The sequence below is a fragment of the Propylenella binzhouense genome (assembly GCF_009866965.1).
GTDB lineage: Bacteria > Pseudomonadota > Alphaproteobacteria > Rhizobiales > Afifellaceae > Propylenella > Propylenella binzhouense.
Window position 1 is genome coordinate 26,691 of record NZ_SPKJ01000022.1, and the last position, 25,380, is coordinate 52,070.

The 25,380-nt window shown below is 69.0% G+C and carries 33 protein-coding genes and 2 tRNA genes; 21 read left to right on the forward strand and 14 right to left on the reverse strand.

Annotated features, from left to right (window positions below):
* The first annotated feature begins 346 nt into the window (after positions 1 to 346).
* Both rpmB and E4O86_RS08890 read left to right on the forward strand, forming a co-directional pair.
* Positions 347 to 649: a 50S ribosomal protein L28 gene (gene rpmB, locus E4O86_RS08885; RefSeq protein ID WP_161140178.1), complete on the forward strand. Its 303-nt coding sequence runs from the start codon at positions 347 to 349 to the stop codon at positions 647 to 649.
* A 7-nt stretch (positions 650 to 656) separates the two neighbouring features.
* Entirely contained in the window at positions 657 to 1,295 is a 639-nt protein-coding gene (locus E4O86_RS08890) for a VUT family protein (RefSeq protein WP_161140179.1), read from the forward strand.
* Between the two features lie 21 nt (positions 1,296 to 1,316).
* Here the strand turns inward: E4O86_RS08890 and E4O86_RS08895 are convergent, their stop codons facing one another.
* The gene (locus E4O86_RS08895) at positions 1,317 to 1,754 is read right to left on the reverse strand and encodes an EamA family transporter (RefSeq protein WP_161140180.1); all 438 of its coding nucleotides are present in this window, start codon (positions 1,752 to 1,754) and stop codon (positions 1,317 to 1,319) included.
* Between the two features lie 264 nt (positions 1,755 to 2,018).
* On the opposite strand from E4O86_RS08895, the gene E4O86_RS08900 reads away from it, so the two are divergent.
* Positions 2,019 to 2,330 carry a DUF6949 family protein gene (locus E4O86_RS08900; protein ID WP_161140181.1) on the forward strand — a complete coding sequence of 104 codons (312 nt, stop codon included), beginning with the start codon at positions 2,019 to 2,021 and terminating at the stop codon, positions 2,328 to 2,330.
* A gap of 17 nt (positions 2,331 to 2,347) precedes the next feature.
* On the opposite strand, the gene E4O86_RS08905 is transcribed toward E4O86_RS08900, so the two are convergent.
* The 3 genes from E4O86_RS08905 to E4O86_RS08915 all read right to left on the reverse strand — a co-directional run bounded on the left by E4O86_RS08905 (position 2,348) and on the right by E4O86_RS08915 (position 4,427).
* A complete protein-coding gene (locus E4O86_RS08905; protein WP_161140182.1) occupies positions 2,348 to 2,959 on the reverse strand; it encodes a transglutaminase-like cysteine peptidase in 612 nt (203 codons plus the stop codon).
* A gap of 145 nt (positions 2,960 to 3,104) precedes the next feature.
* Positions 3,105 to 3,719 carry a PilZ domain-containing protein gene (locus E4O86_RS08910; protein WP_161140209.1) on the reverse strand — a complete coding sequence of 205 codons (615 nt, stop codon included), beginning with the start codon at positions 3,717 to 3,719 and terminating at the stop codon, positions 3,105 to 3,107.
* A 99-nt stretch (positions 3,720 to 3,818) separates the two neighbouring features.
* A complete protein-coding gene (locus E4O86_RS08915; RefSeq protein ID WP_161140183.1) occupies positions 3,819 to 4,427 on the reverse strand; it encodes a PAS domain-containing protein in 609 nt (202 codons plus the stop codon).
* A 229-nt stretch (positions 4,428 to 4,656) separates the two neighbouring features.
* On the opposite strand from E4O86_RS08915, the gene E4O86_RS08920 reads away from it, so the two are divergent.
* Entirely contained in the window at positions 4,657 to 5,361 is a 705-nt protein-coding gene (locus E4O86_RS08920; RefSeq protein WP_161140184.1) for a rhomboid family intramembrane serine protease, read from the forward strand.
* 72 nt (positions 5,362 to 5,433) lie between these two features.
* Positions 5,434 to 5,862 carry a CBS domain-containing protein gene (locus tag E4O86_RS08925; RefSeq protein WP_161140185.1) on the forward strand — a complete coding sequence of 143 codons (429 nt, stop codon included), beginning with the start codon at positions 5,434 to 5,436 and terminating at the stop codon, positions 5,860 to 5,862.
* Positions 5,863 to 5,873: 11 nt separating this feature from the next.
* Here E4O86_RS08925 and hisI read toward each other — a convergent pair whose 3' ends face one another.
* Both hisI and folE read right to left on the reverse strand, forming a co-directional pair.
* Positions 5,874 to 6,275: a phosphoribosyl-AMP cyclohydrolase gene (gene hisI / locus E4O86_RS08930; protein WP_161140186.1), complete on the reverse strand. Its 402-nt coding sequence runs from the start codon at positions 6,273 to 6,275 to the stop codon at positions 5,874 to 5,876.
* Between the two features lie 11 nt (positions 6,276 to 6,286).
* Positions 6,287 to 6,913, reverse strand: a complete 627-nt coding sequence (folE, locus tag E4O86_RS08935; RefSeq protein ID WP_161140187.1) for a GTP cyclohydrolase I FolE — start codon at positions 6,911 to 6,913, stop codon at positions 6,287 to 6,289.
* Between the two features lie 118 nt (positions 6,914 to 7,031).
* Here folE and E4O86_RS08940 point away from each other — a divergent pair, with 118 nt between their 5' ends.
* On the forward strand, positions 7,032 to 7,478 hold the full coding sequence (locus tag E4O86_RS08940) for an iron-sulfur cluster assembly scaffold protein (RefSeq protein ID WP_161140188.1): 447 nt from the start codon (positions 7,032 to 7,034) through the stop codon (positions 7,476 to 7,478).
* Here E4O86_RS08940 and E4O86_RS23530 read toward each other — a convergent pair.
* Positions 7,475 to 8,044 (reverse strand): HD domain-containing protein, encoded by a 570-nt coding sequence (locus E4O86_RS23530; protein WP_161140189.1) that lies wholly within the window; start codon positions 8,042 to 8,044, stop codon positions 7,475 to 7,477. The two genes, E4O86_RS08940 and E4O86_RS23530, sit on opposite strands and share 4 nt — an antisense overlap.
* Before the next feature lie 29 nt (positions 8,045 to 8,073).
* On the opposite strand from E4O86_RS23530, the gene yidD reads away from it, so the two are divergent.
* Positions 8,074 to 8,376, forward strand: coding sequence for a membrane protein insertion efficiency factor YidD (gene yidD / locus E4O86_RS08950; protein WP_161140210.1), 303 nt, complete (start codon positions 8,074 to 8,076; stop codon positions 8,374 to 8,376).
* Here the strand turns inward: yidD and E4O86_RS08955 are convergent.
* A complete protein-coding gene (locus E4O86_RS08955) occupies positions 8,373 to 9,017 on the reverse strand; it encodes an outer membrane protein (RefSeq protein WP_161140190.1) in 645 nt (214 codons plus the stop codon). The genes yidD and E4O86_RS08955 overlap by 4 nt on opposite strands.
* Positions 9,018 to 9,350: 333 nt before the next feature.
* On the opposite strand from E4O86_RS08955, the gene E4O86_RS08960 reads away from it, so the two are divergent.
* Together E4O86_RS08960 and thrS are read left to right on the forward strand one after the other, a co-directional pair.
* A complete protein-coding gene (locus E4O86_RS08960; protein ID WP_205520792.1) occupies positions 9,351 to 9,737 on the forward strand; it encodes a DUF1236 domain-containing protein in 387 nt (128 codons plus the stop codon).
* Between the two features lie 307 nt (positions 9,738 to 10,044).
* The gene (thrS, locus tag E4O86_RS08965) at positions 10,045 to 11,982 is read left to right on the forward strand and encodes a threonine--tRNA ligase (RefSeq protein WP_161140191.1); all 1,938 of its coding nucleotides are present in this window, start codon (positions 10,045 to 10,047) and stop codon (positions 11,980 to 11,982) included.
* A 48-nt stretch (positions 11,983 to 12,030) separates the two neighbouring features.
* Here thrS and E4O86_RS08970 read toward each other — a convergent pair whose 3' ends face one another.
* A complete protein-coding gene (locus E4O86_RS08970; RefSeq protein ID WP_161140192.1) occupies positions 12,031 to 13,005 on the reverse strand; it encodes a hypothetical protein in 975 nt (324 codons plus the stop codon).
* Positions 13,006 to 13,074: 69 nt separating this feature from the next.
* Between E4O86_RS08970 and E4O86_RS08975 the strand changes: the two genes are divergently transcribed.
* On the forward strand, positions 13,075 to 13,662 hold the full coding sequence (locus tag E4O86_RS08975; RefSeq protein WP_161140193.1) for a nitroreductase family protein: 588 nt from the start codon (positions 13,075 to 13,077) through the stop codon (positions 13,660 to 13,662).
* The gene (locus E4O86_RS08980; protein WP_161140194.1) at positions 13,662 to 14,261 is read left to right on the forward strand and encodes a flavin reductase family protein; all 600 of its coding nucleotides are present in this window, start codon (positions 13,662 to 13,664) and stop codon (positions 14,259 to 14,261) included. Before E4O86_RS08975 ends, E4O86_RS08980 begins: the two co-directional genes overlap by 1 nt.
* On the opposite strand, the gene E4O86_RS08985 is transcribed toward E4O86_RS08980, so the two are convergent.
* The gene (locus tag E4O86_RS08985) at positions 14,258 to 15,133 is read right to left on the reverse strand and encodes an HpcH/HpaI aldolase/citrate lyase family protein (protein ID WP_161140195.1); all 876 of its coding nucleotides are present in this window, start codon (positions 15,131 to 15,133) and stop codon (positions 14,258 to 14,260) included. The two genes, E4O86_RS08980 and E4O86_RS08985, sit on opposite strands and share 4 nt — an antisense overlap.
* Complete coding sequence (locus tag E4O86_RS08990) at positions 15,133 to 15,594, reverse strand: MaoC/PaaZ C-terminal domain-containing protein (protein WP_161140196.1); 462 nt, start codon at positions 15,592 to 15,594, stop codon at positions 15,133 to 15,135. Before E4O86_RS08990 ends, E4O86_RS08985 begins: the two co-directional genes overlap by 1 nt.
* A gap of 151 nt (positions 15,595 to 15,745) precedes the next feature.
* On the opposite strand from E4O86_RS08990, the gene E4O86_RS08995 reads away from it, so the two are divergent.
* Positions 15,746 to 16,879 (forward strand): DUF2336 domain-containing protein, encoded by a 1,134-nt coding sequence (locus E4O86_RS08995; protein WP_161140197.1) that lies wholly within the window; start codon positions 15,746 to 15,748, stop codon positions 16,877 to 16,879.
* A 3-nt stretch (positions 16,880 to 16,882) separates the two neighbouring features.
* Here E4O86_RS08995 and E4O86_RS09000 read toward each other — a convergent pair whose 3' ends face one another.
* Complete coding sequence (locus E4O86_RS09000) at positions 16,883 to 17,644, reverse strand: NAD kinase (RefSeq protein ID WP_161140198.1); 762 nt, start codon at positions 17,642 to 17,644, stop codon at positions 16,883 to 16,885.
* A gap of 83 nt (positions 17,645 to 17,727) precedes the next feature.
* Here E4O86_RS09000 and cutA point away from each other — a divergent pair, with 83 nt between their 5' ends.
* Entirely contained in the window at positions 17,728 to 18,066 is a 339-nt protein-coding gene (gene cutA, locus E4O86_RS09005) for a divalent-cation tolerance protein CutA (RefSeq protein WP_161140199.1), read from the forward strand.
* A 233-nt stretch (positions 18,067 to 18,299) separates the two neighbouring features.
* On the opposite strand, the gene E4O86_RS09010 is transcribed toward cutA, so the two are convergent.
* Positions 18,300 to 18,437, reverse strand: coding sequence for a hypothetical protein (locus tag E4O86_RS09010; protein WP_161140200.1), 138 nt, complete (start codon positions 18,435 to 18,437; stop codon positions 18,300 to 18,302).
* Positions 18,438 to 18,678: 241 nt separating this feature from the next.
* Between E4O86_RS09010 and E4O86_RS09015 the strand changes: the two genes are divergently transcribed.
* From E4O86_RS09015 to E4O86_RS09045, 7 genes are all read left to right on the forward strand, one after another.
* A complete protein-coding gene (locus E4O86_RS09015; protein ID WP_161140201.1) occupies positions 18,679 to 19,578 on the forward strand; it encodes a CehA/McbA family metallohydrolase in 900 nt (299 codons plus the stop codon).
* Between the two features lie 73 nt (positions 19,579 to 19,651).
* Positions 19,652 to 19,727 (forward strand) — tRNA-Thr (locus E4O86_RS09020).
* A 63-nt stretch (positions 19,728 to 19,790) separates the two neighbouring features.
* Positions 19,791 to 20,096 carry an ETC complex I subunit gene (locus E4O86_RS09025; RefSeq protein WP_161140202.1) on the forward strand — a complete coding sequence of 102 codons (306 nt, stop codon included), beginning with the start codon at positions 19,791 to 19,793 and terminating at the stop codon, positions 20,094 to 20,096.
* 52 nt (positions 20,097 to 20,148) lie between these two features.
* Positions 20,149 to 20,224 (forward strand) — tRNA-Arg (locus tag E4O86_RS09030).
* A gap of 24 nt (positions 20,225 to 20,248) precedes the next feature.
* Positions 20,249 to 20,638: a hypothetical protein gene (locus tag E4O86_RS09035; protein WP_161140203.1), complete on the forward strand. Its 390-nt coding sequence runs from the start codon at positions 20,249 to 20,251 to the stop codon at positions 20,636 to 20,638.
* A 137-nt stretch (positions 20,639 to 20,775) separates the two neighbouring features.
* Positions 20,776 to 21,267 carry a copper chaperone PCu(A)C gene (locus tag E4O86_RS09040; RefSeq protein ID WP_343039129.1) on the forward strand — a complete coding sequence of 164 codons (492 nt, stop codon included), beginning with the start codon at positions 20,776 to 20,778 and terminating at the stop codon, positions 21,265 to 21,267.
* A 164-nt stretch (positions 21,268 to 21,431) separates the two neighbouring features.
* Complete coding sequence (locus E4O86_RS09045; RefSeq protein ID WP_161140212.1) at positions 21,432 to 22,928, forward strand: sensor domain-containing diguanylate cyclase; 1,497 nt, start codon at positions 21,432 to 21,434, stop codon at positions 22,926 to 22,928.
* On the opposite strand, the gene E4O86_RS09050 is transcribed toward E4O86_RS09045, so the two are convergent.
* Positions 22,925 to 23,692 (reverse strand): phosphatase PAP2 family protein, encoded by a 768-nt coding sequence (locus E4O86_RS09050; protein ID WP_161140205.1) that lies wholly within the window; start codon positions 23,690 to 23,692, stop codon positions 22,925 to 22,927. The two genes, E4O86_RS09045 and E4O86_RS09050, sit on opposite strands and share 4 nt — an antisense overlap.
* An 84-nt stretch (positions 23,693 to 23,776) precedes the next feature.
* On the opposite strand from E4O86_RS09050, the gene E4O86_RS09055 reads away from it, so the two are divergent.
* Positions 23,777 to 25,380 (forward strand): ArnT family glycosyltransferase (locus tag E4O86_RS09055; RefSeq protein ID WP_161140206.1); only part of this gene is annotated, 1,604 nt, incomplete at its 3' end.

A 25,380-nucleotide genomic window follows, 5' to 3' on the forward strand; every position in this document is an offset into this window, starting at 1 on the left:
GCGAAGCATCCGCGAGGCGGGGTTGCAGGTTTCGCGTCGGCACCGCTCGGGGGATGACCGCGTCCGTCTGCTCGGGCGGTGTTGCGCGCTGCACGGGCGGTGTCGCGCGGTGCACGGACGGTGTTGCGCGGTGCGCGGACGGTGTTGCGCGCTGCACGGACGGTGTTGCGCGGTGCAGGGACGGCGTCGCGTGCGGCGCGCGAGGGGACAGATCCTTGACCTCCGCGGAGCGCATCACTATACGAAGCCAATTCCGGAAACAGATCGGTTCGGCCGGCGCTTCCGTGCACCCCGCGCGAGGCGCATCAGCCATTTGCCGGACCCCGAGAGAACGAAGAGGCTTACCATGGCGCGCCGCTGCGAACTGACCGGCAAGGCCGTGCTGACAGGCAACAATGTGAGCCACGCGAACAACAAATCGCGCCGGCGCTTCCTGCCCAATCTCTGCAACGTGACGCTGGTGAGCGACTCGTTGAACCGCAAGGTGCGCCTGCGCATCACGGCGGCGGCGCTGAGGAGCGTGGAGCATCGCGGCGGGCTCGATGCGTTCCTTCTCAAGGCGCGGGACGAGGAGCTCTCGCCGAAGGCGCGCCTCATCCGCCGCGAACTCGTGAAGAAGCAGGCCGAGGCGGCCGCGCCGGCGGCCTGACGCGCCGATGCCCCGCGGGCCGAAAGGATTCGGCAGAGGTTTCTGGCTCGCCATCGCCGCCATGACGGCGGTGGTGGTCGCGTCGAACGTGCTCGTCCAGTATCCGGTCGCCGCGTCGATCGGGCGGCTGAACCTCGCCGATATCCTGACCTTCGGCGCGTTCACCTATCCGGTGTCCTTCCTCGTCGTCGATCTGACGAACCGCAATCTCGGTCCGGGCGCGGCACGGCGCGTGGTCTTTGCCGGGTTCGCGACTGCCGTCGTGCTGTCGGTCGCGCTCTCCACGCCGCGGATCGCGCTCGCCTCCGGCTCTGCCTTTCTCGCCGCGCAGCTTCTCGACGTCTCGGTGTTCAACCGGCTTCGGCGGCAATCCTGGTGGAAGGCGCCGGCGGTCTCGAGCCTTTTCGGCTCGGCGCTCGACACGCTCATCTTCTTTTCGCTCGCCTTCGCGCCGGCCTTCGCCTTCATCGCCGCGAGCGACACCTTCGCGGTCGAGCCGGCCCCGCTCTTCGGCATCCTGCCGGCCGAGGCGCCGCGCTGGGTGTCCTGGGCGCTCGGCGATTTCTTCGTGAAGCTCCTGATGATGGCGGTGGCGCTCCTGCCCTACCGGGCGGTCGCGAGCGCGACGCGGCCGGCCACGGCCTGACCCCTCAGCCCCCCTGACCCGTCAGGCTTTGTGGGCGACGAGGATCGCGCCGGCCGCGATCAGGGCGATTCCGATCCAGTTCGGCAGCGTCAGGCGCTCCCCGAGAAAGAGGACGCCGAAGACGGCGACCAGGACCACGCTCATCTTGTCGAGGGGCGCGACGCGCGCGGCGTCGCCGAGCTTCAGGGCGCGGAAGTAGCAGATCCACGAGCCGCCGGTGGCAAGGCCCGAAAGCACGAGGAAGGCGTAACTCCGCCCGGAGACCGATGCGAAGGGCTGCCATTGGCCGGTTCCGGCGAGGATCGCGCCGAGGGCGAGGAGGATCACGATCGTGCGCACGAAGGTCGCGAAGTCGGCATTGACCCCGGCGACGCCGATCTTCGCGAAGATCGCGGTGAGCGCCGCGAACATGGCCGAGAGGATCGCCCAGAACTGCCAGCTGAGGAGTAGCGGCTTCATGCCCCGCTCTTAGCCGAGAGGGGACCCGGTCGCCTAGCTCCGGCGGGCGCTGAGGTGGAAGGCGCCGAAACCGGCGGGAGGACAGCCGGCGCGCCTGGCGCGCCGCTGCCGGCTCCTGGATCGCCGGATCAGGTCCGGCGACGACGACATGAGGAGGGGTGGTGCCGCACGGAAGGCCCGGCCTGCCACACACGGCCCGGCTTGCGCAGGAAAGCGGGCACGGCTAAGTTCGGCCTCGTTAACAGAATGTTAACGGAGGGTCGGATGCCGGACCTGCAGGTATTCGTGTTCTGCATGGCCATGGGCTTCGCGCTGGCCGGCGCGGTCTCGAGCTTCTACCAGCTCGTCACGTCGGAGCCGGCGAACTTCCGCATCGGCGCGAACTCGGTGTTCGGCAATCTGACGGCCGTCGTGATCAGCATCTTCGGCGGGCCCTTCATCGTCGCGCGTCTCGTCCTGCGGGGGCTTCGGACCCGGGAGATGTCGGTCGCGCCGGTGCTCGTCGGTCTCGTCGTTTCGGCGATGTGGAGCACCTGCGCCGGCATCTTCTTCCTGAGCGTGCTCCTGTCGGCCTGACGCGGGGAGAGGCCGGGCTAGCGCGGCGCTGCGGTGACCGGCACCGGCCAGCGCGGATCGCCGATCGACACCCAGGCGTTCGGGTCGACCACCGACTGCCGCTTCACGTAGACATAGGGGGTCACGTACCAGGGCCTGATCTCGTCGACCTTGTTGTCGAGCACGAGATCGCCGGCGCCGGTGCGGGCGACGAGCACGGCGTGGCCGCCGCCCGCCTCGTCGAACACGACGGTGATCAGCAGCGCGCCCGACGGCCAGCCCCGCTCGATGAGCTCCTTCCGCTTGAGGAGGACGTAATCCTCGCAGTCCCCTTGCGCGAAGGGCAGCGTCCAGTACTCCTCGACATGATAGAGCTCGGCATCGGTCCGCGGCGCGATCGCGCGGTTGACGCTGATATTCACGTCCTCGAGTTCCCGCAGCCGGACGCTCGTCAGCGGAATCTCGGCCGGCTTGCCATAGGCGAGGCACTGGGCCGGATAGGCCCGGCAGAACGCGACATAGCCGACCGGGGCGGATGCGCGGCCGCCGACGGTCATCTCCTTGGATACCGAAACGGCACCGGCAGGGCCGGCCGCAATTCCCGTCAGCAGCGCCGCCCAGCAGGCGAGTTTGACAAAGCCCCCAAACATTTTTCGCCTCCTTTATTGCAAAGGAGGCTAGCATCTTCGGATTTCGGCGCGGCTAAGCGGGAGCCGCGATTCTGCAGCTCTCGGGAAATGGATTGTTGATCCGGTCTAAGAAAGGCTCAATCGGCTTAGTTACCGAGATCGGAATCTAAAAGAAGTCTTTCTCGATCGTCTTCTCGATGACGGCGTCGGACATCACGCGCATGAACTCGATGGCGATCCCGTCGTCGAAATGGCGGACGACCCGCGCACCGAGCCTGCCGAGGCGCACGACCGTGCCGCGCGGCGGGCGGGCATCGGTGCAGAGCGCCGCGCCGGAGAGCGACATGTCGATCACCTGCACCGGCACCTTCTCGCCGTCGGGCAGCTCCATCACGGATTCGGTCCGGCGGGGGACGCGCCGCGCATGGCGCCGGTCTTCCGCGAGGTTCAGCACGTGGCGGTTGGCGAGCCAGGTCAGAATGTCGGCGAGCTTGTCGCGCTTGCGCGGGGAGGCGTTGATCGTCATGGCGAAGCCGTTGCCGGTCACCCGCACGATCACCCCTTCGAGACGGCCGATCTGGTCGATATAGGCCACCACCCGCTGCCCCTTCTCACCGCAGAAGGGACTGATGAAGGCCGCGCCCCCGGGCGAGATGTCCACGAGCTGGCACGGGCATTCGCGGCGGTCCTCGAACATGCAGCGCCCGAGAAGGCTCAGCTTGACGCGCTGATGCATCCGCCGGTCTTCGGTCGGTGCAATATCGAGCTGAACGGCTTCCATCGCGGGCATGATCTGACCTTCTGCCATCATATCGCGACCGTCATCGGCGGCCGCAAAACTATTCCCACCGCGTTAACAGGCGGTAAGTGGCGCGAAGATTCATTTACCACCTTGAACGAGCACGAGGTTTGGCCGCTCCCGCGGCGGGCGCCCCCCGGAATCCCCGGGCCGCTCCGACGAGGCGGCCTGTTTTCCGGCGTTCCCGCCGCCGCGCGGCGGCCGGAGCGAGCGGATCGAACGGAGCGACTGGGCGGCGACGCGGGCCCCAGGCAGGTGCCGCCCGTCATGGCCGCCGATCCGCGCCACGGCGCCGATGGCGCGGTCGTTGAAGCCGCCGCCGCGAAGCGGCAACAGGATCCATTCGAGGATCACCGCGCCGCCCGCCGCCGTCTCGCCGACGGCGCTCGCCAGGCATCCGAGCGGCTCGCGCCGCATGGCGGACAATTGCTTTGCAAAGGCGGCGCGGTCGTCTCCGCGCCAGAGCCTCAGGAGGCATTCGCCCGCGAGATCCCGGCCGAAGCGCATCCCGACGGCCGACCCGCAGAAGCGGAAGGTGCCCGCGGCGGCAGGATCGAGGTCGACCAGGAAGACGTCGACGATGGCGGCTCCGAGCGCGAAGGGCTCGACCGCCAGCCGGCGCGGCATGCCCTCGGAGGCCCACAGCCGAATCCAGTATTGGTACAGCAGAACGGAGGTCGGATGTCTCATTCCTGAGCAGCCGCGCCCCGGCTGTCCCGTTTCGATCCCGGTAAGCATGTTCGAAGAAGAACTCTGCATCCGGGGTGCCATCTGCCCCGCGAGCCCGGCGCGCCGAACCATTCGGACGGCACGCCGCGGTCTCGCCTCGCGGGGCGGCGGCCGGGGAGCGGGGAGGGCGGCGGCGCGCCCCGATGGATTTGAGCTTGAGAAGCGGGGCCGGGGCGGGCAGAGAAGCGGCATGCCGGATCGCGAGCCCGTCTTCAACCTGCCGCCGGCGATCGTGGCCCTCGGCGGGATCATGGTCGCGGTCCACGTCCTCCGGATGGCCGTCGGCGCGGATCTCGACTTCCGCCTGATCGTCGAGTTCGCCTTCGTGCCGGCGCGCTATGTCGCGCCCGCCGCATGGCCGGGCGGGGTCGGCGCGCTCTTTTGGACGCCCATCACCTATGCCTTCCTGCACGGCGACTTCGTGCACCTCGCGGTGAACCTCTTCTGGATGGCCGGCTTCGGCACGCCGGCCGCGCGGCGGCTCGGCACCCGGCGCTTCCTCCTTCTTTCGGCCCTGTCGTCGGCCGCCGGCGCGCTCGCGCACTATGTCGTCTTCCCGAGCGAGGCCGTGCCGATGATCGGGGCCTCGGCCGCCGTCTCGGGCATGACCGCGGCGACCGCGCGGTTCGCCTTCGTCGAGGGCGGACCGCTCGGCGGCGGGTCGCGCGCCGCCGCCTATTTCGTGCCGGCGCCGCCGATCCGACGCCTTCTCGCGAACGGCAGGACGGCGTTCTTCGTGCTGATGTGGTTCGGGGTCAACCTGCTCTTCGGCGTGCAGGGTTCGCTCATTCCCGGGGTCGAGGGGGCGATCGCCTGGCAGGCCCATATCGGCGGCTTTCTCGCCGGCCTCGTCCTCTTCCCGCTCCTCGATCCCGTCGCGCGCGCCGAGCGCTAGCATTTCGGCCCGCTGCGGCTACACTTCCTCCATCGGCCGCGCGGCGGTGCGGGCGCGAACGGGAGCTGAAGCATGACTGTCCTGCGGATCCTGAACGAAAAGGGCCGGGACGTCGTCACCACGACACCGGCAATGAAACTGATCGACGTCGCCAAGCTGCTTCATCAGAAGAACATCGGTGCTGTGCTCATCACCGAGGGAGAGTCGATCCGGGGCATCCTTTCGGAGCGTGACATCGCGAGGGCGATCTCGGTTCACGGCGAGGAGGCGCTGTCGAAGACGGCCGGGGACTGCATGACCGCCCATGTCGTGACCTGCACGCCCGAGGACAGCATCGGCCACGTCATGCAGGTGATGACGACCGGGCGGTTCCGCCACGTGCCGGTGATCGAGAAGAACAGGCTGGCCGGGCTCGTCTCGATCGGCGACGTCGTGAAGCGGCGGATCGAAGACGTCGAGAAGGAAGCCGAGCAGATCCGGGAATATATCGCGACCGCGTGAAGCGGCCGCGGTCACGTGTCGAAGACGAGGTCGCGGCTGAGCGGTCCCGCGCCGAGCGGCACCTTGCGGTAGAAGCAGCTGGGCCTGCCGGTGTGGCAGGTATCTTCCGGCCGTGCGATCCTGACGGTCAGAACGAGCGTGTCCTGGTCGCAATCGGTCCGGAGCTCCAGCACCTCCTGAAGGGCGCCCGAAGTTTCGCCCTTCTTCCAGAGCGTGCGCCGCGACCGGCTCCAATAATGGGCGAAGCCCGTCTCGAGCGTCTTCTGCAGGGCCTCCGCGTTCATCCAGGCCATCATGACGACCGAGCCGCTCGCTCCGTCGACCACGATCGCGGGAACGAGCCCGTGCTCGTCGAAGCGCGGGCTGAAGGTCGCCGTCTCCTCGATCGAATCCGGATGCGCCGTCTGCTCCATCGCGCTGCCGGTCAGCGGCTCGTCGGCCGGACGAGATTGAGGAACTTCTCGCGCTCCGCCGTATCCTCGCGGAAGATTCCGGTGAAGCGGGAGGTCATGGTCGAGGCGCCGGCCTTCTGGATGCCACGGATCGACATGCAGAGATGCTCCGCCTCGAGCATGACGGCCACCCCGCGCGAGCCGAGATAGGTCTCGAGCGCGGTCGCAATCTGCGCGGTCATGGTCTCCTGGGTCTGCAGCCGCCGCGCATACATGTCGACGAGCCGCGCGAGCTTGGAGAGCCCCACCACGCCGTCGACCGGATAATAGGCGATATGCGCCTTGCCCATGAAGGGCACCATGTGGTGCTCGCAATGGGAGGTGAAGGGGATGTCGCGGATGAGCACCATCTCCTCGTATCCCCCGACATCCGTGAAGCGCCGGGCGAGCACCTCGCGCGGATCGTGCCGATAGCCGGAATAGAGCTCCTCGAAGGCGCGGACGACGCGGCGCGGCGTGTCGACCAGCCCTTCCCGGGACGGATCGTCGCCGGCCCAGGCGATCAGGGTGCGCACCGCCGCCTCGGCTTCCTCGCGGGTCGGCCTCGCCTGCACGTTCGAACCCCGGTCGAGGGGAAGCTTGTTGATGACGGCACCCATCCAAATGCTCCTTCGGCGACGACCGCTTGTGACCCATAGCATCGGCAAGCCGGCGGACACTATATAGGGTTTCGCCCCGGCTCCTTTAAAGCCGGGCGCCACGCTCCGGGACGGTCTCATGCTCGACGACATCTACAACACGAAGATCCTGGAACTTGCCGGCAACATCCCGCGGATCGGCCGGCTTTCCGATCCGGACGGCTCGGCGCGCGCCCATTCCCGCCTGTGCGGCTCGACCGTGACGGTCGACGTGAAGCTCGAGGACGGCCGCGTCTCCGATTTCGCCCACGACGTGAAGGCCTGCGCGCTCGGGCAGGCATCGTCCTCGGTCATGGCGCGGCACGTGATCGGTGCGACCCCGGAGGAGCTTCGGGAGGTGCGCGCGGCCATGTACAGGATGCTGAAGGAGGGCGGGCCGGCCCCCACGGGCCGCTTCGAGGAGCTCAGATATCTGGAGCCGGTGCGGGACTACAAGGCGCGCCACGCCTCGACCCTCCTCACCTTCGACGCCGTGGTCGACGCGGTCGGACAGGCGGAGCGCAAGCGGGAGGAGGCGGCCGCCTAGTCCCCGGCGCGCGCAAGCGCCTCACGGACGGCGGCGTCGAAGCGATGCTCGAGTTCCGGCGCAATGCCGCGGCAGCCGGCGTCCACCACCCGCACGCCCCATTCGACATAGGCGCGCAGCTTCGCCGGCGGCCAGTCGGCGGGCGGGTCCTCGGCGATGCCGTGGATGTTGCTGGTCTTGTCGGCGAGCTTCAGGAGGCGCGCTGCGCGGCTTGCGCCGGCGATGTGATCGACCTGCCGCTCCCTGCGGACCTCGTCCGGCAGCGTCGCGTCGTCGGTAAGCTCCCCGACGAGCGCGGCGACGTTCCGCCCGAAGAGCGTTTCGACCTCGCCGGCTGTCGCATGGCCGTCCTCGACGACATCGTGGAGATAGGCCGCCGCGAGGAGATCCGCGGCCGGGAGTTCCGCCGCCGGGATCGCCTCCGGCCCTGCCGCAGCGACGAGGGCGGCAACCTCGGCGAGATGGGTGAAATAGGGCAGGCCGCGCTCGCCCTTCCGCTTCTGGAGGCCATGCCGCTCCGCCGCGAAGGCGACCGCACGCACGATTTTCAGGATCTCGTCAGACATTGCCGGACCGGACCGCGACCGTGAGCAGAATGCATCCGAGCCCGCTCGGTTTCCCGGCGCTCGCCGCGCGCCTGGCGATCCGCGCCTACCGGCTCACGCTTTCCTCGATCGCCGGGCGGACCTGCCGGCATCTGCCGACCTGCTCGGAATTCACGGAAGAGGCGATCGCCCGGCATGGATTGTGGGCCGGCGGATGGATGGGGCTCGCGCGCCTGTCGCGCTGCCGCCCGCTCGGCTCCTACGGCTTCGATCCCGTGCCCGACCGGCCGCCTCCCGCGGCGCGCTGGTACCTGCCCTGGCGCTACGGCAGCTGGCGCGGCGGCGAGCGCTAGAAGCCGTAGAGAAGGCCGAGCCGCAAAGCGTGCGAGGAGATCTCGGTCTTCACGAGCGGAATGCCCGCGCCGAACCCGGAATTCTCGCGGCCGTAATAGCTGTAGGCGTATTCCGCCCGCGCCCGCCAATGCGGCCCGAAATGATATTCGAGGCCGATCGCCGCCTGTCCGCCGACGACCCACATCGAATCGCTCGCGTCGACGTCGTTGCCGGCCTTCCAGTGCGCGGCGGCGAAGCCGCCGGCAATATAGGCCGCCACCTCGGGGCTCATCATGGTGCCGATTCGCGCGCGGACTATGCCTTCGAAGGGAAGCTCGCCGGAAAGGGTGTTGCCGAGGTCGCCATCGAGCCAGCCATAGGCGGCCGTCGCCTCGGCGCCGACGAACCATCCGCTCGCGAAGACGTAGTCGCAGCCGGCGGCGCCGCCGATCCGGCCGCCGAACATGTCGTAGTCGCCGAACACGTTGTTGTAATAGGCTTCGGGGTGGCTGACGATGCCTTCCCCGAAAGCGCCGACATAGCAGGCGAGGCGGTCCGACGCGGCGGCCATGTCCGGCTGCGCGTAGAGGTCGGCCGCGGCGGCCATGCCCGACAGAGCGACCAGGCTGGTACCGGCCAGGAGCAGGCGGACGAGTTTCATAGGTGGGATCCCCAAGACGTGTTGAACTGATAGCGCCGAAGACGCCGTGCGCAAACCGAATCCGCACATCTGCGGGCGGAGTTGGAGCATGTGCGCCCCGGCTTGTTGCCGGGCGGTGACACCGGCTCCGGTTCCGAAGCATCACGTGGAGCGGACGGGACATTCCGGGCGGCGTAGCCGCGGCCCGGATCCGGCCTCCCGGGCGGTACCGGACCGGGATCGGCGCAGAGAGCCTCCCGAACGATTCCCAAGTCGTTGTTCCTGCAAGGAAAAGGGTTCGGAACCCATGCCGGTGCGAGGCGTTTCGGGGGCATCGCACGACAGGAGGAGATCATGCTCAGGATTCTTGTTGCCGCGACGATGACCGCCACTTTGGCCTCGCCTGCCGCATTCGCGCAGGAAGGCACCGCAGCGGGCGCTGCCGGCGGTGCGGCGGTCGGTGCGGCGGTCGGCGGTCCCGTCGGTGCCGTCGTCGGCGGCGTCGCGGGCGCCGCGGCAGGCACCGCGATCGATCCGCCGCCGCCGGAGGTGCGTCAATACGTGGTCGAGCAGCCGGCCGACACGGTGGAGATACAGGGCACCGTCGCCGTCGGAGAGGCGCTGCCCGACACCGTCGTCCTGAAGCCGGTACCGAATTACCAGTACCAGTACGCGGTGGTGAACAACAAGCGGGTGCTGGTCGATCCCGGCACGCGCAAGGTCGTCCGGATCATCCAGTAGCGGCGCCACGCGCCGTTCGACCGGCGAGTGGGCGGGCAGGAAATCCTGCCCGCCTTCTCTTTGCGGCCGCGCCGGGCCGGCAGCTTTCAAGCAGGGGTCCCCGGGCGCACCGGGGTCGCGGTGAGATCGCCGCAATCCGGGCGGAGTCCCTTCCGCCGCCGCGCGTGCCGTCCCGGCATTCGTTGTCTCTCCGGGCCGCTTCCTGTAACGGAATGCCGCGTCGCCGGCCGGAGCGCTTCGCTTGCGGTCGCGCGACCGCAATCCTAGTTCGCGCTCGACCAGCTCGAGAAACCTGCCGGAGCAGATCTTGATCACCATCACCTTGCCCGACGGCGCGCAGCGGTCCTACGAGCGCGGCGTCTCGGGGGCGGACATCGCAGCCTCGATCTCGAAGTCGCTCGCCAAGAAGGCGGTCGCGGTGAAGGTCGACGGCGTGCTCGGCGACCTCGCCGATCCGATTCGGAACGATGCCAGGATCGAGATCGTCACGCGCAGCGACCGCGATGCGCTGGAACTCATCCGCCACGATTGCGCGCACGTGCTGGCGGAGGCGGTCCAGGACCTCTTTCCGGGAACCCAGGTCACCATCGGACCGGTGATCGAGAACGGATTCTATTACGACTTCTTCCGCAACGAGCCGTTCTCGACCGAAGATTTCGCGGCGATCGAGGCGAAAATGCGCGAGATCATCGCGCACGACAGGCCCTTCACCAAGGAGGTGTGGGAACGCGCGCGCGCCAAGGCCGTCTTCGACGCGAAGGGCGAGCGCTTCAAGGTCGAGCTGGTCGACGCCATTCCCGAGGGCGAGGACGTGAAGATCTATCGGCAGGGCGAGTGGTTCGACCTCTGCCGGGGTCCGCACATGCCCTCCACCGGCCGGATCGGCGACGCCTTCAAGCTGATGAAGCTTGCCGGCGCCTATTGGCGGGGCGATGCGCGCGGGCCGCAGCTCCAGCGCATCTACGGCACCGCCTGGCGCGACCGGAACGAGCTCGACGCCTATCTCCACATGCTCGAGGAGGCGGAGAAGCGCGACCATCGCCGGCTCGGCCGCGAGATGGACCTCTTTCATCTCCAGGAAGAGGCGCCCGGCATGGTGTTCTGGCACCCGAAGGGCTGGGCGATCTGGCGCGCGCTCGAGGCCTATCTGCGCCGGAGGCTCGACGCGGCCGGCTATCAGGAGGTCAAGACGCCCCAGCTGATCGACCGCAAGCTTTGGGAAGCGTCCGGCCATTGGGAGAAGTTCCGCGAATCGATGTTCGTGGCGGAGGTCGAGGAGGAGGGCCGCGAGGACAGGCTCGTGGCGGCGCTGAAGCCGATGAACTGTCCCGGCCACATCCAGATCTTCAACCAGGGCATCAAGTCCTATCGCGACCTGCCGCTCCGGCTCGCCGAATTCGGGTCGTGCCACCGCTACGAGCCGTCGGGCGCGCTGCACGGCATCATGCGGGTGCGCGGCTTCACCCAGGACGACGCGCACATCTTCTGCCGCGAGGACCAGATCACCGACGAGACCGTGCGCTTCTGCGCGCTGCTCTCCTCGATCTACCGCGATCTCGGCTTCTCGCAGTTCCGCATCAAGTTCTCCGACCGGCCGGAGAAGCGCGCGGGCTCCGACGCGGTGTGGGACCAGGCCGAGGCCGCGCTCATGGAGGCCACCCGCGCCGCCGGCTACGAGGTGGAGCTCAACCCGGGCGAGGGCGCCTTCTACGGACCGAAACTCGAATTCGTGCTGACCGATGCGATCGGGCGCGACTGGCAATGCGGGACGCTGCAGGTCGACTTCGTGCTGCCGGAGCGGCTCGGCGCGGCCTATGTCGCCGAGGATGGCCAGAAGCACCGGCCGGTCATGCTGCATCGCGCCGTGCTCGGCTCGTTCGAGCGCTTCATCGGCATCCTGATCGAGGATTCCGCCGGGCGGCTGCCGTTCTGGCTCGCGCCCGTCCAGGCCGTCGTCGCCACCATCACCTCCGATGCCGATCCCTATGCGGAGGAGGTCGCGGAACGCCTGGAGAAGGCCGGGCTGAGGGTCGCCGCCGATCTTCGGAACGAGAAGATCAACTACAAGGTCCGCGAGCATTCGGTGGCGAAGGTGCCGGTCATGCTCGTCGTCGGCCGGCGCGAGGCGGAGGAGCGCACCGTCTCCGTGCGCAGGCTCGGCTCGAAGGAGCAGGCGACCGCCGGGCTCGAGGAGATCCTGGCGCAGCTCGCCTCGGAAGCGCGCGCTCCGGACCTTGCCGCCTGAACGGGCTTGCGGGAAAGCCGAGCTTCCGCCCGGCTTGCCGGTTCCCGGTCAGTCGTAGGAGACGATGTCGCTGAGCCGCACCTCGACGTCGCGGTCGAGGCCCGGTTCGATCTTGAAGTCCCGGCGGTAGACGTGGCCGTCATGGCGCGCGACGGCGGTGTATTCGCCTTCGGCCAGCACGAGCTGCGGGAACGCACCGACGCTTTCCTGGAGCGTCTCGCCCTCCTTGGTGAGGACCGCCCAGCTCGTGTTGGCGATCGCCTCGCCGCCCTCGTTCGCCACCAGCTTCAGCGTGACCTGCGCGCCGGAATGGCGGAAGACGATCTCCGTCAGCTTGCCGGCATTCACCTCGATATCGGCGCGAACCACGGCGTTGACCTGGCCGTAACGGCTGACGACGTGGTAATTGCCGGCCTGCAGGCGGACGACGCGGTCCGGCTTGACGTTCGGCACGACGAGCGGGGGCCCGCTGTCCTCGCCGTCGCGGGAGATCTCGAAAGTGAGCCGGTCGGTGGGTATCGCATGATCCTCGCCGGCGATCGCGCTGAGCTTGAGACCCCCCGCATCGAGCACGAGGCTCTCGAGAAGGGCGTCCTGGCCGACATTGATCCGCTTCGTCGCCCCCGCGAGGCCGAACGCGGCATGCACGAGATAGGCGCCGGGCTCGAGCTGGATCGAGGTCGTGCCGCCGCGCGCGGTCGCAACGAGCGGCAGGTCGCCGTTCTGTTCCGGGGTCTCGCTGAAGACCCGCCAGAGCACGCCCTGCGACACCGGCTCGCCCTGCTCGTTCAGGCGGGCTTCGAGGAGAATCTCGGTCCCGACGGCGTCCGCACCGTCATGGCTGCGCTCGGCCGGTGCATAGGGGACCGGCGTCTTCAGCACCTGGGCCGGATCGGGAAGGCTGAGCGAGCCCGGATCGGGCAGGAATTCCATCGGCCGCTTCGTGAAATTGTCCCCCGCCCCGGCCGGCTGGCCCGCGACCATGGCGAGGATGATGCCGGTGAGGAGGAGTGTGCGGCTCATGGAATTCGCTTTTGCTCGACCCCGTGGTAATCCCGCCAGCGTGGCGAATTCAAGACGGGAAAGAAGAACGTGGGCGCGAACGCACCCCTTGTCGACTATCTGAGATCGCGGCGGACCATCGCGGCCGCGCAGCTGAAGGAACCCGGCCCGGACGGTCGCACCCTCCGGGACATTCTGACGATCGCCGCGCGCGTGCCCGACCACGGCAAGCTCGCGCCCTGGCGCTTCATCGTCTACGAGAATGCCGCGCGGCCGGGGCTGGTGGAGAGGCTCAGGGCGATGGCGGCCGGCATCTCCGACGAGCGGGAGGCGGCGCGGCGCGCGGAGCGGGCGAGGACTTTCGGGGAGGCGCCGGTGGTCGTCGCCGTCGTCTCCCGGGCCGCCGAAGGGCAGAAGGTGCCCGTCTGGGAGCAGCAGCTCTCGGCCGGCGCGGTCTGCCTGAACCTCGTCCATGCCTGCCATGCCTTCGGGTTCGCGGCGCAATGGCTCACCGGCTGGTACGCCTATGACGAGGAGGCCGCCGCGCTGCTCGGCGCGAAGCCGGGCGAGCGGATCGCCGGCTTCGTCCATATCGGCACTCCTTCCTTGCCGCCGGCCGAGCGGGAGCGGCCCGACATCGATTCGCTCGTGACCTACTGGCCCGGAGGACCGGCCTGATGTTCTACCGGCCCGCCGAGGGGCACGGCCTGCCGCACGATCCCTTCAAGGCGATCGTCGCGCCGCGGCCGATCGGATGGATCTCGACGCGCGACGCCGAGGGACGCCCGAACCTTGCGCCCTACAGCTTCTTCAACGCGGTGGCGAGCGCGCCGCCGGTGGTGATGTTCTCCTCGGAGAGCCGCAAGGACAGTCTCCGCAACATCGAGGCGACCGGCGAGTTCGTGTGCAACTTCGCCTCCTTCGACCTTCGCGAGGCGATGAACGCGAGCTCGGCCCCGCTTGCCCCGGGCGCCAGCGAATTCGAGCGCGCCGGGCTGGAAATGGCGGAATGCGAGGTCGTCGGCGCGCCACGCGTCGCGCGCGCCGCCGCGGCGCTCGAATGCAGGCTCCTCAAGGTGGTCCCGCTTACCGATCTCGACGGCAGCCCGACGTCGGCGACCGTCGCCTTCGGCCAGGTGGTCGGGGTCCATATCGACGACCGCTTCGTCCGGGACGGACGGTTCGATCTCGCCGCCGCGCATCCGATCGCGCGGTGCGGGTACATGGACTACGCTTCGGTCGACAGCCTTTTCGCGATGGTGCGGCCGAAGGCCTAGCGCCGCGCTTCCGCTCGCGAAAGAATGCGCCGGGCGAGCACGAGATGCGGCCGGTCGAGCATCGTTCCGTCGAGCGAAGCGACGCCGGATTGCCCTGCCTCCGCGAAGGCCGCGACCACGCGCTCCGCGCGTGCCACCGCGGCCTGGTCCGGCGTGAACGCCTCGTTGATCACCGGAACCTGGTCCGGATGGATGGCGAGCTTCGCGGTGAAGCCGTCCCGGGCGGCCTGGGCCGCCTCGGCGCGCAGCCCGGACTGGTCGCGGAAGTTCACGTAGACCGTGTCGATGGCCGCGGTGCCTGCCGCATGGGCGGCGAAGAGCACGAGGCCGCGGGCGAGCCGGAACGGTTCGGTCCAGGCCCCGGAAGGCTCGCGCGTGGCCAGCGCGCCGATCTCGGCGGAGAGGTCCTCCGCGCCCCAGCTCAGCCCGCCGAGCCGGGCGCTCGCCCCCTTGTAGGTGCCGAGGCCGAAGATCGCCGACGGCGTCTCCGTCGCTATGGCGAGGATCCCGGTCGAGCCGGGCGGCAAGTCGTGGAGCGCTTCGCGGACCGCGAGCCGTGCGTCGAGGAGCGTGATGTCGGCGCCGCCGGTCGCCTTGGGGAGCATGATCCCGTCGGGCGCGCCGGTCATGACGACGTCGAGGTCGAGGCTGGAAAGGCCGGAGCCGAGCGCGTTGATGCGGACGAAGATGCGGGGGACGCCGCTTTCGTTGCGCCACTCCCGGAGGAAGGCGAGGGCGGTCGCGCGTGCGGCCGCCTTGCGGTCGCCGGCGACCGAATCCTCGAGGTCGAGGATGAGGGCGTCCGCGCCGCTCGACACGGACTTCTCGAGCTTGCGCGGGCTGTCGGCCGGAACGAAGAGGAGCGAGCGCATCAGACCGACAGGGTCCGGGTCTTCATGAAGGCCTGGCGCCGGCAGCTCGCCACCAGGCGCTCCTGCTGGTTGAAGGCGCGGTGCTCGAACTCGACGATGCCCGCGTCCTGGCGCGATTTCGACAGGCGCTTGCCGACGACCTCCGTCTCCACGCGGATCGTGTCGCCGTGGAAGAGGGGATGCGGAAACCGTACGTCGCTCATGCCGAGATTGGCGATCGTCGTGCCGAGCGTCGTGTCGTGGACGGTGATGCCGATCATCAGGCCGAGCGTGAAGAGCGAGTTCACGAGCGGCTGGCCCCATTCGGTGCGGGTCTCGCAGAAATGGCGGTCGATGTGGAGCGGCTGCGGGTTCATGGTCAGCGACGAGAAGAGGACGTTGTCCATCTCGGTCACCGTGCGGGTGATCGCATGCCGGAACAGCCGGCCGACCTCGAAATCCTCGTAATGGAGCCCCGCCACGCCGTTCCTCCCTCGGTTCGTGCCGCGATCCTTGCCGACCGGCCGCGGCCGGCGCAAGCGCCGCGAAGGCGCGTTAGGGTGAACCAATCATTAAGCCTCCCCGTGCAGGATCAGGCGTCGAAACGGGGCGGCTGCCGAAGTCCGGATGATCGTGGAGCGGTTTCTGCATTGGATGGGGAGCGCGCCGGTGCCGCGGCGGGCCGAAGCAGCCCATGCCCTGGCGCGGGCGTTTCTCTATTCCGCCCTGTCCGAGGAGGAGCGGGACGGCATCGAGGCGACGCTCACCGTGCTCCTGGACGATCCCTCGCCGGACGTCCGCCTCGCGCTCGCCGATGCCGTCGCCGACAGCGACCAGGCGCCGCACCATCTCGTGCTCGGCCTCGCAGCGGACCGGGTGCAGATTGCGGCCCTCGTCGCCGAGCGCTCGCCGATCCTCTTCGATTCCGAACTCGTCGATCTGATCGGGACGCGCGAGGAGGCGGTGCAGGTTGCGATCGCGCGGCGCCCGGTCATCTCGCGCGCCGTCGCGGCTGCGCTCTCCGAGGTCGCCTCCGCGCGCGTCTGCGTCGAGCTCCTCTGCAATCCGGGCGCGCGGATCGCCCGCTTCTCGCTCGACCGGATGGTGGAGCGGCACGGCGGCGACCCGGAGCTCCGCGAGCTGCTTCTCGGCCGCTGCGACCTGCCCGTCGAGATCCGGCAGGCCCTCGTCGCCAGGCTCTCCACTGCGCTCCGGGACTTCGCCGTCTCGCGCAACTGGCTGCCGGCGGACCGGGCCGAGCTGGTGACGCGCGACGCCTGCGAACGGGTCACCATCGCGATGGCCTTCGAGGCGCCGGCCGAAGAGATGCCGAACCTCGTCGATGCCCTCGCGCGGTCGAACGCGCTGACGCCGGCGCTCCTCGTCAGGGCGATCGCTTCCGGGCAGACGCTCTTCTTCGAGACCGCGCTCGAGGTCCTGGCCGAGGTTCCGCACGACAGGGTGGCCGGCGTGGTACGGTCCGGCCGCGCCTCGGCGCTGCGTGCGCTCCTCGCCCGCGCAAAGCTTCCGGAACGGACATTCGCCGCCTTCGAAGCGGCCGTCGAGGTGCTCCGCAGCGTCGACGGCGAGGGCGCCGGCACCGACTATCGCCGCGCCACGCGGCTGATCGACGCCATCATCGCGCGCTACGGCTCGCGCGCCGACAAGGAGCTGGACCAGATCCTCGCGCTGCTGCGCCGGTTTGCGGCCGAGGCCAAGCGCGAGGCCGCCCGCGACTACATAGCGAGCGTGATGCAGGCGGCCTGAGCCTCAGTAGCGGAACTGCTCCGCAAGGATCCGCTCCTCCCAGCTGTGACCGGCATCGAACATGATCATGCAGGAATCGGTCTTGTCCTCGACGATCTCGACCTCGCGCACGCTCTTCAGCTCGAAATGGTCCGCCACCGCGTTGACGGGCCGCTTGTCGGGCTGCAGCACCGTGATCCGGACCCTGACATTGTCCGGCAGCAGGGCGCCGCGCCAGTGGCGCGGCCGGAACGGACTGATCGGCGTCAGCGCGAGGAGAGGCGCGTTGATCGGGATGATCGGCCCGTGGGCGGAAAGGTTGTATGCGGTCGAGCCGGCCGGCGTCGCGATCAGAATGCCGTCGCAGATGAGCTCGTCGAGCCGGACCTGGCCGTCGATCGAGACCTGCAGCTTGGCCGCCTGGTAGGATTGCCTGAGCAGCGAGACCTCGTTGATCGCCTTTGCGGAGAGGGTGCGGCCGTCCGACAGCTTCGCGATCATCGCGAGCGGCCGGATGACCTGCGTCTTCGCCGCCTCGATCCGGTCGGGCAGCCCGTCGGGACGGTACTCGTTCATCAGGAAGCCGACCGTGCCGCGGTTCATGCCGTAGATCGGCTGCCCCGTGTTCATGAACCGGTGCAGCATCTGCAGCATGAAGCCGTCGCCGCCAAGCGCGACGATGACGTCGGCCTGGTGCGGCAGCACCTCGCCGTAGCGGCGGCGCAGCTCCTCGGCGGCCTCAATCGCGTCGGGCGCGTCGCTGGCGAGAATGGCGATCTTCGTCATGGCGGGAGAGGTGTGGACCGGGAGCGAAGCTGGCCTATCATGGCGGCCGGATATCGCAAAGGGCCGAGGGCAGGGCATTGCCGATGGATCCGACGGCGGAGTTCAAGCTGCTCTACATGCCGTGTCCCGATGCCGACACGGCGAAGCGGATCGGGCGCGCCGCGGTCGAGGCGCGGCTCGCCGGCTGCGCGAACATCCTGCCGTCGATGACCGCCATCTACGAGTGGGAGGGCGCCGTGGAGGAAGCCGGGGAATGCGTGCTCCTCCTCAAGACCTCGGCCTCCGCCGCCGCTCGCCTCCGCGTGCTCGTCGAGCGCGAGCATCCCTACGAGATCCCGGCCGTCCTCACCCTTCCGCTCGAAGACGCGAATGCAAGCTATGCCGCGTGGCTGCGGCAGCGGATCGGTCCCGAAGCGGCCTGACCGGCGGACAGCGACGCCCGCGAAAGCTGTGGCGCGTGAACGGCCTTTGCGTAAAATCCGATTCAAACCACGCGGACCGCCGGACCGCCGCATGAAGACGCCGCACACCGCCATGACACCGTTTCGGAAGGACATCGCCCGCGCGGCAATCGTCGGGATCGCCTTCGCGACAGGCATCTTCCTGATGATGATCGTCTTCTTCTGACGGCGCGGCGAACCGGAGCCTGGCCGGCTCAGAGCAGGGGATCGGTCCCCGCGGCCCGGATCGCGCACAGATAGGCCCTGATCAGGGCGGTCTGGTCGATCTCCGGCACGTCGTCGTCTTCGGACTGGAGGAGTGCCAGGAGCCTGGTCGCTTCTTCGGCAGTCATGGTCGCCATCCGGGAAGTCAACAGGATGCCATCAGCCTCCGGCAACCTTGGTTTCGAAACCGCCAACGAAGATGGTTAAGGCGAAAAATTTTCAGAGAAAGGCGGCCCGGCCCCTTAAGGCGGCGTTCGCCACGCCGGGCGCGCCCGCGGGATCGGCCGGTCCGGGCCGGCGATGCACGCGCGGACGAAGCAGTTGGTCCGCCGGCCGGGCCGCGCGTGCACAGGAGGAGAGCGAGAGCGCATGACCTTGAGAGCCTTCGAGCGGGGAGGCCGCTTCTTCCGCGGCAATGTCCACACGCATTCCAGCAGCTCCGACGGCGTTCTGCCGCCTGAGGCGGTCGCGCGCATCTATGCCGATGCGGGCTACGATTTCCTCTGCCTGTCGGATCATTTCCTGCCGCGCTACGGCTTTCCGATCACCGACACGCGCGCCTGCCGCACCAACCGCTTCACGACGATCCTCGGGGCCGAGACGCACGCGCCGGCGACGAGCCACGGCGAGCTCTGGCATATTCTCGCCGTCGGGCTGCCCCGGGATTTCGCGCCGCCGGCCGAGCAGGAGGACGGCGTCGCGCTCGCGCAGCGCGCGCGCAAATCCGGCGCGTTCGTCGGCATCGCCCATCCGCAATGGTCCGGGCTCACCATCGAGGACGGCCGCGCCCTCGCCGGAATCGCCCATGCGGTGGAGATCTACAACTTCACCTGCGACATCGAGTGCGCACGGCCGGACGGCGCCTATCTTCTCGATCAGCTGCTCAACGAGGGCCATCGGCTCAACGCCTATGCGGCCGACGACGCGCATTTCCGCTGGCCGGATTCCGGCGGCGGCTGGATCATGGTGAAGGCGGAGGAGAACGATCCGGAGGCGCTCCTTTCCGCCATGAAGGACGGCGCGTTCTATTCGAGCCAGGGTCTGAGGATCGACGGCATGGGACTCGACGGAGGCGAGCTGGAGGTGGCGTGCTCGCCCGCGACCACGGTGGCTCTCGTCGGGCGCGGGACGCGTGCTGAGACCGCCTATGGCCGCCAGATCACGCGGGCGCGCCTTCCTGTTGCGAAATTCGCCGGCGACTGGCTGCGGGTGGTGGTGACCGATGCGGCCGGGCGGCGCGCCTGGTCGAATCCGGTCTGGCCGGAATGAGCCGCCCGGACGTCTTCGCCTCGCCCGCCGGACTCTTTCCAGTCCGGGCGTAACGGGCTAAATCGATCCGCGCGCCGGCTTAGCTCAGTTGGTAGAGCATCTGATTTGTAATCAGAGGGTCGGGGGTTCGAGTCCCTCAGCCGGCACCAGTATCATCGACCTCCGGACCCCTCGGCGGGTCGGAGACGGCTGCGCAGATCGAGGAAAGTGGAATGACGGCGCGAATCTACCGGCCCGCGCGCACCGCGATGAGCTCGGGCGAGGCGAAGACCAAGGAATGGGTGCTCGAGTTCGAGCCGGAGGCGCCGCGCACGATCGAGCCTCTGATGGGCTATACGGCTTCGACCGACATGCTGAGCCAGGTGCGTCTCAGATTCGACACCAAGGAAGAGGCGATCGCCTATGCCGAGCGCAACGACATCCCCTATCTCGTCTTCGAGCCCCGGGAGAAGAAGCGCCGCGCGATCTCCTATGCCGACAATTTCCGGCGCGACCGCGCGCAGCCCTGGACCCATTAAGTCCGGCGCCGCGCCGTCCCGCCGTCCCGGCCGCAGACATGGCCGCAAAGATGGCCCCGTAGCTCAGTGGATAGAGCAGTAGCCTTCTAAGCTATTGGTCGCAGGTTCGAATCCTGCCGGGGTCACCAATCCCAGGGTCGATCGGAAGCCGGATGAGGCGCATCGCAATCGCGAGACGGAGAAGCAACCTGGCGCTCGCCGCCGCGCTTGCGCTCGTCGTCGAGGCGGTCCTGATGGCGGCGTCCCTCGGCCTCCATGCGGCGCCGCCGGCCGGGCGGGACGCCTGGGGCGGTGCGCTCTGCGTCACGTCGGCGCATGCGGGGGCCGGCGACCACCGCTCCGATCATGCCCCGGGCGGGCCGGCTGATTGCTGCAAGGCGGGCTGCAACCTCGCGACGGGAGGGCCGCCCCTCCCGGAACCCGGCCCCGTCTTCGCCGCGCTGCACGGGTCGCCTTCTCTCCCCGCGCCGCCGGCGGAGGACGTCCCGACGCCTGCCGAGCGATCCTCCGTCGGATCGCGCGGGCCGCCCCGGCTGGTCTGAACGCTGCCCAGGCAGCGATCCCCAGACTCAGTCGAAATCGCCTGCATCGGTGCGATGCGGAGCGGATGGAGCATGCAATGACACGTTCTGTTTCCGGCGCGAACGCCGCTTCACGTTTGTCCTCCAGGTTTTCCCGCGTGCGGAACCTGGCTCTTCTCCTCTGCGCCCTGGCGCTTGCTCCGGCCGCCGCCACCCTGGCGTCGGCGCACGAGTTCAAGGCCGGGCCTCTCACCATCGTCCATCCCTGGACCCGGGCAACGCCGCCGAGGGCGGAGGTCGGGGGCGGCTATCTCGTCGTCAGGAATGCGGGCACGGAGCCGGATCGGCTCGTATCCGCCACGGCCGAAGCCGCGACGAAGGTCGAGATTCACGAGATGACGATGAGCGACGGCGTCATGAAGATGCGGCCGGTCGCCGGCGGGATCGCGATTCCGGCCGGCGGCGAGGCGGTGTTGCAGCCGAGCGGCCTGCACCTCATGATGATGGGGCTGAAGCAGCCCCTGAAGGAGGGCGAGAGCATTCCGGGCTCGCTTACCTTCGAGCGGGCCGGCACGGTCGCGGTCACGTTCAAGGTCGAGGCGATCGGGCATCAGCCGGACTCCGGGGAGCACGGCGCGACCGGCCACTGAGCCGGGAGGGGCGAAAGCGGACCGGCCCCTTTCCGGCGCCGGTCCGCCATGCAGGTCGCGCAGAGCGGCCGACCCCCATGGCGAATTCCCCCAGCAATGCAAAGTTAGTAGAATTGTCTGCAATTTGATCGTGCCGAGACCGCATTGCGCCAATGAGCCAGCTAATGTTCATCAGCCCGACAGCCGATTCAGGATCGACGGAAACGGATCGCCGCGACGAGGCCGAGATGTTCGACCTCGCGCCGGTTTCGCTCTGGCTGGAGGATTTCAGCGCGGTCCGGGAGCAGTTCGAGGCCTGGCGCGCGGCGGGCATCACCTCGCTCAGGGATCATCTCCGGTGCGATGCCGGCCGGGTGAAGGCGTGCTCCGACCGCATCCGGCTCCTCAGGGTGAACCGCAAGACGCTCTCGCTGTTCGAGGCGGACGACCTTGCCCACCTTGCCGCCAATCTCGGCACCGTGTTCCGGGACGACATGCTGACGACCCACATCGAGGAGCTCTGCCAGCTCTGGGAGGGCGCGCGCGAGTTCGAGAGCAACACGGTCAACTACACGCTGAGCGGCCGCCGGCTGGACATCCACCTGCAGGGGACGGTCCTGCCCGGCCATGAGGACAGCCTGGACCGCGTGCTCATCGCGGTGGAGGACGTAACCGAGCGGGAGAGGACCCGCCGGGCGCTGACGGCCGCCGAGGAATATGCGCGGGGGCTGTTCGAGCATTCGCCGGTTTCCCTCTGGGTGGAGGACTTCTCCGCCGTGAAGCGGCTCCTCGACGATCTTCGCGACCGGGGCATCCAGGATTTCAGGGTGTTCACGGACGTCCATCCCGAGTTCGTCGAGCGCTGCATGAGCGAGATCCGGGTGATCGACGTCAATCGGCACACGCTCGAAATGTTCTCCTCGCCGGACAAGAAGACGCTCTTCGACCGGCTGCAGGACGTGCTGCGCGACGACATGGAGCCGCATTTCCGAGAACAGCTCACCGATCTCTGGGAGGGCAGGCTCTTCCAGCAGCGGGAGGTGGTGAACTACTCGCTGGACGGCAGCGAGCTGCATGTCCACATGCAGTTCTCCGTGCTTCCGGGCCATGAGGGCGACTGGTCGCTGGTGCAGGTGGCGCTGACGGACATCACCGCCCGCAAGAAGGCCGAGGCCTATCTCGAATATCTCGGCAAGCACGACGTGCTCACCAAGCTCTACAACCGCTCCTTCTATGTCGACGAGCTGAACCGGCTCGAGCGGAAGGGACCGTCCCCCGTGACGGTCATCATCGCCGACCTCAACGGCCTGAAGACGCTCAACGACACGCTCGGCCACGCCGCCGGCGACGCCCTTCTGAGGCGGGCGGGCGAGGTGCTGAACGAGCTGGTGGAGCCGCCCGGCCATGCGGCACGGATCGGCGGCGACGAGTTCGCGATCCTCCTGCCTGCAACGGATGCGGCCGCGGTCGAGCCTCTCCTCGAGAAGCTCGAGAAGCTTCTGGAGCTCAACAACCAGTTCTATACGGGAACGGCGCTGAGCTTCGCGATCGGAGCCGCGACGAGCGAGCCGGGCGAGCGGCTGGAGAACGTCGTCAAGCGCGCCGACGCCGCGATGTATGAGACGAAGCGGGCCTATTACAGCAATCCCGGCTCGGAGCGGCGCCGCGGGCCGGGTTCCTAGCGCCGGGCGGGCGCGTCGCCGTCGTCCACGTCCGCGTCCACGCTCTGCTCGACTTCGCCGCGCCGCTGCAGCCAGAGCGCGACCAGCCAGACGAACATCGCCCAGGCGGAGCCGAGCGCCCAGCCGGCAAGGATGTCCGTGGGCCAGTGGACTCCGAGATAGATCCGGCTGCCGCCCACGATGAGCGTGAGCCCGACCGAGACGGCGAGAAAGAACACCTTGAGCCGCCGCTTCGGTTCGAGCCGCGTCAGCAGGACGCCGAGGGTGAGGAAGGTGACGGCGGAGAGGGTGGCGTGCCCGCTCGGAAAGCTCGCCGTATAGACCTCGGCGCCGTGCGGCACGAGATCGGGACGGCTGCGCTCGAAGACGCGCTTCAGGCTGAAGCTCAGGAGGGTGCCGCCGGCGACGGAGAAGAGCACCATCAGCGCGGCGCCGCGCTTCCGGATCATCAGGAGATAGACGACGACGAGGACGGCGGAGAGGGTGATGAAGAACGTGCTCCCGAGCGCGGTCACGTCGCGCATCATCTCCTCGAACCAGCGCGGACCGAGCGGGTCCGACAGATTGGCCGGGTTGCGAAGGGCGAGGATGATCGCGCGGTCGAACGCCGCGGTGGAGCCTTCGCGGACCTCTTCCGCCAGCTCGACGAAGGTCCAGGAGCCGCCGGCGATCACGAGCAGGATGGCGAGCGTCGCGATCTCCGCGCGCGCGAGCGCGAGGCTGCGGCGGAACAGCGCGACCCCGGCTTGGTAATAGGCATTCATGGCTGCATGCTCTTCACGCTCCCGGGCTGCCTTGAAATGCGACGGATCTCTCCGTAGCAGAACGCGGGGTGCACGGAGAGCGGGATGAGCCATCTGCCCGAGCGGCCGCCGCAGGGCGGCGGTCTCGTCATGCTGAAACGTGCCGCCCGGTTTCCGCCGATCGCGATCCTCATCCTCGTCATAGTCGCGGGCGCGCTTTTCGTTCCCGGCGTGGCCGATCTTCCGGCGACCGACCGCGACGAGGCGCTGTTCGTGCAGGCGACGCGCCAGATGCACGAGACCGGCAACTATCTCGACATCCGCTTCCAGGACGAGGCGCGGTACAAGAAGCCGATCGGCATCTACTGGCTGCAGGCGGCGGCGACGGCGCCGTTCGGGGGCGCCGACGCGCCGCTCTGGGCATACAGGCTGCCTTCGCAGGTCGCCGCCTTCGGGTCCGTCCTCCTCGTCTATGCGATCGGCTGGACACTCTTCGGCAGCGCGTCGGGGTTCGTCGGGGCGCTGCTCTTCGCGGCCACGATCCTGATCGGGGTCGAGGCGCGGCTGGCGAAGACCGATTCCGTGCTTCTCTTCCTCACGCTTGCGGCACAATGGGTTCTCGCCTCGGCCTGGGTCCGGACCGCCCCGGTCCCGCGCGCGGCCGGCACCGGCCGGACCGGCGCGTCCCCGCCGGGCGCGCGCCTGCCGACGGCAATGGCGCTCGGCTTCTGGGTCGCGCTCGGCCTCGGCATCCTCGTCAAGGGACCCGTCGTCGTCCTCGTCGTCGGGCTCACCCTGCTCGGGCTAACGGTCGCCCGGAGATCGGCCGCCCTCCTCGGGTCGCTCAGGCCGCTCGCCGGGCTCCCGCTCATGCTGCTCGTCGTGCTGCCCTGGTTCGCGGCGATCGCCTACCAGACGGACGGCGCCTTCTTCTCCGAGGCGATCGGCCACGATTTCCTCGGCAAGATCGCCGGCGGGCAGGAGAGTCACGGCGCGCCGCCGGGCTCCTATCTTCTTGCCCTTCTCGGCACCGCCTGGCCGGCGACGCCCTTCGTGCTGCTTGCCTGGCCCCTGATGACGCGCGACTGGCGCCGGCCCGGAACGCTCTTCTGCCTCGCCTGGCTGGTGCCGGCCTGGCTCGTCTTCGAAGCGATCCCGACCAAGCTTCCGCACTACGTGCTGCCGCTCTACCCGGCCCTGGCCCTGATGGCAGGCAGGGCGCTCGTGACCGGCCGGACGATCGGGATCCGGGGATGGGCGAGGGGGCTCGGGTTCCTCCTGCCGCTCGTCCCGCTCGTGCTCGGGCTCGCCGCGCTCGGGCTGCTGCTCTTCGTCGAACGCCGCCTGCCGGCCTGGACGGACCTCTTCCTGATCGCGGCGATCGCGGCCGGCCTCCTCGGCGCGCGGGCCTTCTGGAACGGCCGGGTGCAGGCGGCCGTCGTTTCGGGAATTCTCGCCAGCGCGGCGCTCCAGGCGGGCATCTACATGTTTGCCCTGCCCGCATTCGAGACGGTCTGGCTCAGCCCGCGGATCGTGGGCGAGGCGGAGCGCGCGGCCGGGTGCCCGGACGTCGCGATTGCCGCGGCCGGCTACACCGAGCCGAGCCTCGTGCTCTCCGCGGGTACCGACCTCCGGCGCGGCAGCGGCGAGGCGGCCGCGGACTGGCTCGCCGGCGAGGGCTGCCGCGTGGCGGCCGTGGAGGGGCGCGC

Coding starts and splice junctions, on each gene's coding strand:
- E4O86_RS08915 (WP_161140183.1), bottom strand. CDS start 4,427: ATGAGACATCCGACCTCCGTTCTGCTGTACCAATACTGGATTCGGCTG.
- E4O86_RS08955 (WP_161140190.1), bottom strand. CDS start 9,017: ATGAAACTCGTCCGCCTGCTCCTGGCCGGTACCAGCCTGGTCGCTCTG.
- E4O86_RS08925 (WP_161140185.1), top strand. CDS start 5,434: ATGACTGTCCTGCGGATCCTGAACGAAAAGGGCCGGGACGTCGTCACC.
- E4O86_RS08895 (WP_161140180.1), bottom strand. CDS start 1,754: ATGAAGCCGCTACTCCTCAGCTGGCAGTTCTGGGCGATCCTCTCGGCC.
- E4O86_RS09025 (WP_161140202.1), top strand. CDS start 19,791: ATGACGGCGCGAATCTACCGGCCCGCGCGCACCGCGATGAGCTCGGGC.
- folE (WP_161140187.1), bottom strand. CDS start 6,913: ATGGGTGCCGTCATCAACAAGCTTCCCCTCGACCGGGGTTCGAACGTG.
- E4O86_RS09050 (WP_161140205.1), bottom strand. CDS start 23,692: ATGAATGCCTATTACCAAGCCGGGGTCGCGCTGTTCCGCCGCAGCCTC.
- E4O86_RS08905 (WP_161140182.1), bottom strand. CDS start 2,959: ATGTTTGGGGGCTTTGTCAAACTCGCCTGCTGGGCGGCGCTGCTGACG.
- E4O86_RS09035 (WP_161140203.1), top strand. CDS start 20,249: ATGAGGCGCATCGCAATCGCGAGACGGAGAAGCAACCTGGCGCTCGCC.
- E4O86_RS08960 (WP_205520792.1), top strand. CDS start 9,351: ATGCTCAGGATTCTTGTTGCCGCGACGATGACCGCCACTTTGGCCTCG.
- hisI (WP_161140186.1), bottom strand. CDS start 6,275: ATGGAGCAGACGGCGCATCCGGATTCGATCGAGGAGACGGCGACCTTC.
- E4O86_RS08970 (WP_161140192.1), bottom strand. CDS start 13,005: ATGAGCCGCACACTCCTCCTCACCGGCATCATCCTCGCCATGGTCGCG.
- E4O86_RS09000 (WP_161140198.1), bottom strand. CDS start 17,644: ATGACGAAGATCGCCATTCTCGCCAGCGACGCGCCCGACGCGATTGAG.
- cutA (WP_161140199.1), top strand. CDS start 17,728: ATGGATCCGACGGCGGAGTTCAAGCTGCTCTACATGCCGTGTCCCGAT.
- E4O86_RS08900 (WP_161140181.1), top strand. CDS start 2,019: ATGCCGGACCTGCAGGTATTCGTGTTCTGCATGGCCATGGGCTTCGCG.
- E4O86_RS08890 (WP_161140179.1), top strand. CDS start 657: ATGCCCCGCGGGCCGAAAGGATTCGGCAGAGGTTTCTGGCTCGCCATC.
- E4O86_RS08980 (WP_161140194.1), top strand. CDS start 13,662: ATGTTCTACCGGCCCGCCGAGGGGCACGGCCTGCCGCACGATCCCTTC.
- E4O86_RS08920 (WP_161140184.1), top strand. CDS start 4,657: ATGCCGGATCGCGAGCCCGTCTTCAACCTGCCGCCGGCGATCGTGGCC.
- E4O86_RS09045 (WP_161140212.1), top strand. CDS start 21,432: ATGTTCATCAGCCCGACAGCCGATTCAGGATCGACGGAAACGGATCGC.
- E4O86_RS23530 (WP_161140189.1), bottom strand. CDS start 8,044: ATGTCTGACGAGATCCTGAAAATCGTGCGTGCGGTCGCCTTCGCGGCG.
- E4O86_RS08940 (WP_161140188.1), top strand. CDS start 7,032: ATGCTCGACGACATCTACAACACGAAGATCCTGGAACTTGCCGGCAAC.
- E4O86_RS08910 (WP_161140209.1), bottom strand. CDS start 3,719: ATGGAAGCCGTTCAGCTCGATATTGCACCGACCGAAGACCGGCGGATG.
- yidD (WP_161140210.1), top strand. CDS start 8,074: ATGCATCCGAGCCCGCTCGGTTTCCCGGCGCTCGCCGCGCGCCTGGCG.
- E4O86_RS09010 (WP_161140200.1), bottom strand. CDS start 18,437: ATGACTGCCGAAGAAGCGACCAGGCTCCTGGCACTCCTCCAGTCCGAA.
- E4O86_RS09015 (WP_161140201.1), top strand. CDS start 18,679: ATGACCTTGAGAGCCTTCGAGCGGGGAGGCCGCTTCTTCCGCGGCAAT.
- rpmB (WP_161140178.1), top strand. CDS start 347: ATGGCGCGCCGCTGCGAACTGACCGGCAAGGCCGTGCTGACAGGCAAC.
- E4O86_RS08985 (WP_161140195.1), bottom strand. CDS start 15,133: ATGCGCTCGCTCCTCTTCGTTCCGGCCGACAGCCCGCGCAAGCTCGAG.